This window comes from Desulfitobacterium sp. THU1 (assembly GCF_038181555.1).
In the GTDB taxonomy this organism is placed as follows: Bacteria; Bacillota; Desulfitobacteriia; order Desulfitobacteriales; family Desulfitobacteriaceae; genus Desulfitobacterium.
This window is the reverse complement of record NZ_JBBWUA010000029.1, coordinates 23,165-29,181: the sequence shown is the minus strand read 5'-3', so window position 1 is coordinate 29,181 and position 6,017 is coordinate 23,165. Positions and strand designations below refer to the sequence as shown.

General features: G+C 38.1%; 8 protein-coding genes. 4 read left to right on the top strand and 4 right to left on the bottom strand.

Features of this window, described 5'->3' with window-relative positions; genetic code table 11:
- On the bottom strand, window positions 1-506 hold a 506-nt coding region (lexA, locus tag AAC978_RS15555; RefSeq protein WP_341548986.1), incomplete at its 3' end, for a transcriptional repressor LexA.
- Between the two features lie 282 nt (window positions 507-788).
- On the opposite strand from lexA, the gene AAC978_RS15550 reads away from it, so the two are divergent.
- From AAC978_RS15550 to AAC978_RS15535, 4 genes are all read left to right on the top strand, one after another.
- Window positions 789-1,022, top strand: coding sequence for a LysM peptidoglycan-binding domain-containing protein (locus AAC978_RS15550; RefSeq protein ID WP_341548985.1), 234 nt, complete (start codon window positions 789-791; stop codon window positions 1,020-1,022).
- A gap of 59 nt (window positions 1,023-1,081) precedes the next feature.
- Window positions 1,082-1,894 (top strand): M23 family metallopeptidase, encoded by an 813-nt coding sequence (locus AAC978_RS15545; protein ID WP_341548984.1) that lies wholly within the window; start codon window positions 1,082-1,084, stop codon window positions 1,892-1,894.
- Between the two features lie 192 nt (window positions 1,895-2,086).
- A complete protein-coding gene (locus AAC978_RS15540) occupies window positions 2,087-3,130 on the top strand; it encodes a D-alanyl-D-alanine carboxypeptidase family protein (protein ID WP_341548983.1) in 1,044 nt (347 codons plus the stop codon).
- 158 nt (window positions 3,131-3,288) lie between these two features.
- Window positions 3,289-3,519: a hypothetical protein gene (locus AAC978_RS15535; protein WP_341548988.1), complete on the top strand. Its 231-nt coding sequence runs from the start codon at window positions 3,289-3,291 to the stop codon at window positions 3,517-3,519.
- Between the two features lie 309 nt (window positions 3,520-3,828).
- Here AAC978_RS15535 and AAC978_RS15530 read toward each other — a convergent pair whose 3' ends face one another.
- The 3 genes from AAC978_RS15530 to AAC978_RS15520 are packed head-to-tail and all read right to left on the bottom strand — an operon-like array spanning window position 3,829 to window position 6,011.
- On the bottom strand, window positions 3,829-4,749 hold the full coding sequence (locus AAC978_RS15530; protein ID WP_341548982.1) for a TIGR01777 family oxidoreductase: 921 nt from the start codon (window positions 4,747-4,749) through the stop codon (window positions 3,829-3,831).
- Window positions 4,750-4,803: 54 nt separating this feature from the next.
- Window positions 4,804-5,292, bottom strand: a complete 489-nt coding sequence (locus AAC978_RS15525) for a hypothetical protein (protein WP_341548981.1) — start codon at window positions 5,290-5,292, stop codon at window positions 4,804-4,806.
- A gap of 32 nt (window positions 5,293-5,324) precedes the next feature.
- Entirely contained in the window at window positions 5,325-6,011 is a 687-nt protein-coding gene (locus AAC978_RS15520; protein ID WP_341548980.1) for an MBL fold metallo-hydrolase, read from the bottom strand.
- Between the last annotated feature and the right edge of the window lie 6 nt (window positions 6,012-6,017).

The window sequence follows — 6,017 nt, the reverse complement described above, 5'->3', positions numbered from 1 at the left end:
GTTTTTTCTTTATAGAAGCGCTTAACCGTAGCTTCTTCACCAATCATCGCAACAACTATCTCACCATTGCGGGCAACTTGTTGTTGGCGGACTAAAATAAGATCCCCATCCATGATTCCGGCATCAATCATGCTTTCACCTTTAACTCTGAGCATAAAAACCGTATCCGAGTTCACTAAATCAACAGGGAGAGGGAACGTATCTTCGATGTTTTCTTCAGCTAAGATGGGTTGACCAGCAGTAACTCGACCAATAATCGGTACAAAAACTGTTCGCTTTTCATCCGCATCGCTGCCCAATATCTCAATAGCCCGTGGCTTTGTTGGATCACGGCGTATGTATCCTTTTTCTTCGAGAGTTTGTAGATGACCATGAACAGTCGAGCTCGACATTAGGCCCACTGCATCGCCAATTTCACGGACAGAAGGAGGGTAACCTTTTTCGCGAATAACCCGTTTTATATACTCTAAAATATCAGTTTGTCTTTGTGATAAATCAAGATACATCCAATCCCCCCTATGTATTTATGTACCTATTGTACCATTAAATTCATTTCCGTGCAAACAAATGTTCGAAAGACTATTGACTAAATAATACTTTCTCCCTTATACTGTTCTCAAGAACTTATGTTCGGTCTATTCTGTTTTAAGGGAACATTGAGGAGGATTATTATGAGTACTTGCACTTCTTCTGTCCGTCAATATCGAAATTATAGAAATTACCGCATGAGAAAAATACAAAGACAGTTTTGTTCATATTTATTGCTCTTTTTTATTATTTTTGGAGGGATGGGATGGTTTGTTTGGGATTGGAATCAAGCAAATAGTAGGGTAGAAGCGCTAACCTTTCAACCCCAAATCGTTCAATCCGGTGATACGCTCTGGTCTTTAGCCGAAAACACTGGTCTCCAAATTGATACCCGTACACTTGTTCTAAAAATTATGGAATTTAATCAACTCACGGACACTACAATTCAGACGGGTCAGGTAATTTACACCCCTGCTGATCCTCTGCAACCTTAGAGATACTTCTAACTCGAGCTCTCTCCCCATATTAATCATTGTAGAGGGGGGAGAGATGAATGAAATTCGGTAAGAGATTCGAGACTCGAGAAAGGCTTTGGATGTTAATCATCAAGGCTGTTGCTGTCTTAGTTATAAGCTTATCCTTATGGAAAGGCCTACACATGCCTCCTCGGATTTCTCCAGATATCTATCTTTACCTTACTAATTTATCGACTGATCTCGTTTTGAACTGCCAAAGAGAAGGGGAGAACCTGTCAGCGACAGGCTGGGCTGATTTACTCGCACTGAAAAGTTCGATTACGGAAACTGAACAGGCTTATCTCATTAGGCAGCTTGAGCAAGGCGTTTTTTTTCAAGATTTGTCTTGGCAGAATGAGGTAATACATATAAAAAAAGAAACAGTCAAGCAACTGCTCTGGCGTCGGGAAATTCTTTTAACCTATCCACTCTATGAACCCAATCGTTTTGTTTTTCCGGTGATTGGTGAAGTCTGGTTTATTGATACTTTTGGCGCGGACAGGGAAGGTGGTATCCGTCGACATGAGGGAACTGATATTTTTGGTGCAGAAGGGATCCCCATTATCAGTGTCAGCGATGGTGTAATAGAAAAACTAGGCTGGAATCGACTAGGGGGGGAACGCGTCGGTGTTCGAGGAGAGGATGGTAATTACTATTACTATGCTCACCTGCAAACCATCAACCCTAAGCTTATGATGGGCCAAAAAGTTAAAAAGGGAGATGCGTTAGGGACCCTAGGACATACCGGTGTTGCCCTAACGACGCCAGACCACTTACACTTTGGTATCGAACTTCCTAACGGAGAATGGGTCAATCCTTATCCGTTTGTATCTGTCTGGCAACAAAACTAAAGCTTTTTCATTAATTTACAGTGCATAAGCGATTTTGTTTATATATTAATAGCAAAAGCTTGCTCAAAATATTAAAAGTCTTTATTATATAAGAGCGAGACAGTTTAGATTGTGACGTCCGGATTAAGATTAAGCTATGGATGAATTATTTACATAGATTGTCAGCTCGATACTCTTAAAAGAAGGCAAGTTATGAATAAAAATACTAAAAGAAAAACCTTGAGATTTACAGCGATTATTGCTTTTGCGGTAATCGTTTTAAGCTTTTACCCTGGTATACCTACACTTTCAGGATTAGCAGGGACGCTAAAAGCACAAAACACCTCTGAATTGGCTTATTCATTATCAGGTAATACCGAAATCAGCCTTGAGAACACTGCCCTGAAAAACACTTCGTCTATCAACAAAGCGAATGAATCCAGTGATTATACTCGTCCTGAAGACTCTAGTTATCTAATGGTTAATCTTAGGACAGGGGAGAGGCTCTTAGAGAAAAATAAAGATATTCAAAGAGCACCGGCGAGCACTGTTAAACTCTTAACAGGACTAGTCGTTCATGAAAAACTAAAAGATACTGAATGGGTAACTGTAGGTAAAGAAGTTATGGTAGAAGGATCAGTCCTAGGCCTTAAACCCGGTGACAAGATTCAAGTTAAGGACTTAATGACTGCCTTGTATGTTGCAAGCGCTAACGATGCAGCTAATGCTTTAGCTGTTGCTGCATATGGCTCCCTTGAAAACTTTATTGATAGTGCAAACCAGTATGCAAGTCAATTGGGGTGTACAGATACGCAGATAAAAACTGCCCATGGCTTATCAGTACCTGAGCAGTATACTACAGCACAAGATTTGACTAGAATTGCTACGAAATTCACCCGAAATGCTGAGCTTCTGTCATATGTAAAGCTGAAGGGAGCTACGATTGAATGGACTGATGTGAATGGATGGAAGCAAATCAGAGAGATCTCCAATACCAATCAGCTTTTAGGTGTTTATCCAGGTGATGAAGGACTTAAAACTGGAACAACCACCGAAGCAGGACAATGCCTCGTTACTTATGTAACGAGAGGGGATGGGGATCTATTACTTGTCTTGTTGGGCAGTGATCAGCGTTATAAGGATACGATAGAATTATTAGATCAAGGTTTGGCTAAAATACGAACACGCTCGGCTCTAAAAAACATTACGAACAGCCCCGAGGCCTTGAATAAAACTCCGGGATTCTTTGTACCCTAGTATATTTTATTAAAATAGAATTATTATAAATATTCTGTAATTTGATATTATTATCATACATGATATTATTACTATAAACAATATCATTACCATCGGTAATATTGTTACCACAAATATGATCAATGTCATAATTAACTATATTGGAGTGTATAATGCATATGAAATCATATGGAGAACCCTGTATCATTGAAGACCGTTTATGTACAGAATGTGGCGAATGTGACTGTTGCGAATTAGATAACAATAAAGTCTGTGATAATTGCTGCCAGTGTATCGATTCTAAAGCTGATTATATAGGAATTGAAATCGAGGAGATCCTCGTTAACACTGAAGATATTGATTCACTCACAGGAGAACAATCCAAGAAGGCTTTTAAAATTAAACGCTAATCAACTAGAACGTAATATTATTAGAAATATATCGAAGAGAGGGGAATGTTTCGGAGCATTTTATAGCGATACAATATTTTTCATCTTGGGTCCTATAATGAATATTATGTAAAGTAATATCTCAAATACTGAAGGGGGATATACTCAAATATCTCATAACTAGACTTCCTGGCGATCCATGCTCATCTCAACACAACTAAGAAATAAACTCCATTTGGTTAGTCAATGCTTCATATCTATTTTCCTCATCAGACCGACTAGTATTAATAAAAAAAGTAACTCCAAATGAACTAATTCATAATGGACGTGTTAGACGACGTTCCGGTTCCCCAATGCTTCCTCTAGAGCAGACCTTAAATCAGGAAATTTAAATTCAAAACCAATATCACTAATTTTTTGAGGAATAGCCCTTTGACCATTTAATAACATCTCAGACATTTGGCCTAAGGCAATCTTCAATATAAATTCGGGAACGGGAAACCATGATGGTTTCTTTAAAACTTCTCCTAAAATCGTTGAAAAATCTTTCATTCTTACTGGTGCTGGTGATGTTCCATTTACAGGCCCTGTAATCTCTTCGTGTTCGATAATGAACCTAACCATTCTAATATGATCTTCAACATGAATCCACGGAAGCCACTGGGTTCCTTTACCTAGAGGGCCACCAACATAAAACTTAAAGGGCATGACCATTCTTGTAAGAGCGCCTTGGCTGCCTAGTACTACCCCAGTACGTATAGTAACCACTCGGGTAAAGTCATTTTTGACCTTATAAGCTTCAGCTTCCCATTTCTGACACACTTCCGCAAGAAAATCCTGTCCGGGTCCTTCACTCTCTGTAATCTTTTCATCCTGACGAAACCCATAGTATCCTACTGCTGAAGCGTTAATCAGAACTTTAGGGCTCATCGTCCCATCATTAATGGCGTTAACGATGGAGCGAGTAGTATTTATTCTGCTTTTCAATATTTCTTGCTTAACCGAATTTGACCAACGACGGTTACCAATTGATTCTCCTGCAAAATTAATAACAACTTCATATTCTTTAACATTGTTAATTGACGATAGAGGGGATTTATAATCCCACTCAATTAAATCAACATCACTATCTTTATCCGCTGAGATTTGCCTCTTTCTTGATATAACGGATACTTTGTAACCACTAGAGAGTAACTCCTTGGTAAGTTTCCTTCCTAAAAAACCTGTTCCTCCAAAAATTAAAACATTCATATTCATACCTCCTGAATGTAGCAAACATAATGATCTTTTCTTACTATAATCTTATTAAGGCGAAAGTTCTTTGCCATCTTTATCTAAAAAATGATATTCAAAATTTGATGCGTTTTCTAGGTAATATACAAATGGGATTTTGTCTATTACAATCAATTTTTCCTTCCCATTTTCGAATTGAATTCGTAGATTTTGGCTCTTCATATTATTACTAATAAACAAATATGAGTCGTGATATATTGCACTACGCAAATCCATGCCTCTTTCCATCGTAGAGTAAGTGCGCAAATACTTATAACCATTTTGCCGTTTTTCAAACTCTGCGTATCCGTACGTGTGCGCCTGATATTCGTTACCAGTCATATAGCAAGCAAGTACGACATCATCCAACTCAATGGTGTCAATTAACTGCACAGAAACATCTAAATCTAATTCTTTGGCAATTACTCCAAGCATTTCTCCTGTGTTGTATGTTTTTCCGCTACATCCAACTAATGATGTGGTTAGGCAAAAAATGAATACTAAAGGCAAAAACTTTTTCATGCTCCCTCCTATTTCATAAAACAAGCGCACTTTCATTTCAACAGTAATCTAAAGAACGAGTTGATTGCTCCGCATATAACAGGGCCATGTCCAGTACAAAGATAATTTGAGTTTATATATTGTAATTTCCTTAACCCTGAATAAAGTTGATCTACCCGTAATGATTCTTTCTCTTCCGGTGATAACTGTACCACAAGTTGTTGAAACCAATCGCAAAGAGCAATTCCTTCAGAGACAAACCCTTCTGGGGGGATTTCTTGACCAAAAAAACAAATGAAATCACCACAGAAAATAATTCTATGCTCTGGTTCGTATATCACAATGGAACCATTTGTATGGTGTAACACTTTAAAGTATATAAGGTCCTGAATTTTTCCATGATCCGACTCTAATATTTTAAATGATGTTTTCATTTCAGAATCTAGTAAGAATAAATCTTCCCTATGGATGACTTTTGTAGCCCTTGGGAAAACCACGCTTCCTCCTACATGGTCTCTATGCCCATGGGTGAATATTATATGAGTAACATCTTCTGGCATTTTCCCTAACTTTTCTAACGCGGACAATAAATGGGCGGAATGTTCCTTCTTTCCAGAATCGATCAAAATTACATCATCTTCTCGGAGTAGTATATAACAATTATTATACGTGTCCCATTCATCATCCCAGGTTGCATATACATATATGTCACCCACGACTTTATCAAGCTTACTTTCCACAAAGAC

Excerpts from the sequence above, each read along its gene's own strand:
- AAC978_RS15550 (WP_341548985.1), top strand. The coding sequence starts at position 789 with ATGGGATGGTTTGTTTGGGATTGGAATCAAGCAAATAGTAGGGTAGAA.
- AAC978_RS15545 (WP_341548984.1), top strand. The coding sequence starts at position 1,082 with ATGAAATTCGGTAAGAGATTCGAGACTCGAGAAAGGCTTTGGATGTTA.
- AAC978_RS15540 (WP_341548983.1), top strand. The coding sequence starts at position 2,087 with ATGAATAAAAATACTAAAAGAAAAACCTTGAGATTTACAGCGATTATT.
- AAC978_RS15535 (WP_341548988.1), top strand. The coding sequence starts at position 3,289 with ATGAAATCATATGGAGAACCCTGTATCATTGAAGACCGTTTATGTACA.
- AAC978_RS15530 (WP_341548982.1), bottom strand. The coding sequence starts at position 4,749 with ATGAATGTTTTAATTTTTGGAGGAACAGGTTTTTTAGGAAGGAAACTT.
- AAC978_RS15525 (WP_341548981.1), bottom strand. The coding sequence starts at position 5,292 with ATGAAAAAGTTTTTGCCTTTAGTATTCATTTTTTGCCTAACCACATCA.